The sequence below is a fragment of the Pontibacillus litoralis JSM 072002 genome (assembly GCF_000775615.1).
GTDB classification, from domain to species: domain Bacteria; phylum Bacillota; class Bacilli; order Bacillales; family BH030062; genus Pontibacillus; species Pontibacillus litoralis.
In genome coordinates, this window is record NZ_AVPG01000056.1 from 1 (window position 1) to 1,502 (window position 1,502).

Below are 1,502 nucleotides of genomic sequence, written 5' to 3' on the forward strand. Positions count from 1 at the left end.
CGATTCTCCAACAGCGAGAGAGCCAATGGGGATACCAGCATTAGGATTAGCATCAGGAACTAATAAACCATTAACCTTTACACTACCTTCAATAAAGTTCGTCCCGGAAGGTTCTGGGTCATATAAAATAATTTGACCAGAACTATCTGGACCTTCATTTGTAATCGTAATCGTGTACGTTAGAATATCTCCACATTCAATGAGCTGCGGTTCCGCTTCTTTCACAACCGATACATTCGTCATGGCTTGATTCGTAACAACCTCATTCGAAAACGTTTCTTCCACATTATCTCCACTTACACTAGCTATGTTCGTGATAGGAAAAGTACCAAAATCATCTACTTCCACTTTGTACGTTATCGTTACCGTTCCGCCTGGTGGTATATCCCCAAGCGAAATCCCCACACTCGGATCATCTCCTGTCAGCATCCCATTAACGGTGACACTACCTGGTATAAATGTCGTTCCGGCTGGAATATCGTCTACAACGATGACATTTTCTGCATCCAAGATTGCACCCACATTCTCAATCTCAATGGTATACATCAATCTATCACCAGGACACGCAAGCGTAGGATCAACACTTTTTTCAATAGTAAGTAGGTTTAATAGCGCAAGTGGACAACGAGTACCATCATTTCGAAGTGCTGAAACTGATGTTGAAAATAGTACGCCATTCGCGTTATTTCCAACTATTTCAATTCGGAAAATTTGACCTGTGGCATTATTAAATCCATAAAAGAACCCTTGCCCATCAAAAAATACTGCGCCATAAAGTGGGCCACCTGGTACACCAACAGTTGTTAATGTAGTTACTGCTCCTGTTAATGGATCGATTCTAACAACATTGCCTGAAGGAGTTAAAATACCGTATAATTGATTATCTACAGGATTAAATGCCCAGTCAGCAATTAAAATCGGAGTAATTGCTGTTCCAAAAGGAGCTGTATCCAGCACAAAACCAGCTGTAGGATCAACGAGCATTAAATACGTTGGAGAGTTAGGGTCAACGTCTATTACATAAAATCGGGGGTCATTTTGAGTATAAATATATAAATGGCCGTTTAAGTCAACATCACCAACATTATACGGACGACTAGGCAGGTTGGGGATTGCGGGAAAAATAGTAGCGGATAAATCTGCATTTAATCTAAATATTCTGTCAACACTATTAGCCTTACCATATATTGAATTGTCTAAAACACTAAACCCCACCGCATTATATTCTCCATTTGGTGTAATAAAACCTAAATTGGTAGAACTACCGGTTACAAGATTTATCTCAAACACTCTACTTGGAACGAGCGCCACTTGCAGTCCATTAGGAGAACATTCAAATGACTCCACATCTTCATGACCGAAATTTTCCGTAAATACTTGGTTTGTATCGATGTCGGTCTGTGTTACATCGATCATTCTAACCCTCGATGTTGTAGAAGTCGTATAGCCAGGTGGTTGGGTAAATAAAGTCGGCGGACATGCTATACCAGGGTCGGCAACCG

The 1,502-nt window shown here is 40.7% G+C and carries 1 protein-coding gene; it reads right to left on the reverse strand.

The features are described from left to right. On the reverse strand, nt 1-1,416 hold a 1,416-nt coding region (locus N784_RS15640; protein WP_036836504.1), incomplete at its 3' end, for a DUF6923 family protein. Nucleotides 1,417-1,502 lie beyond the last annotated feature (86 nt).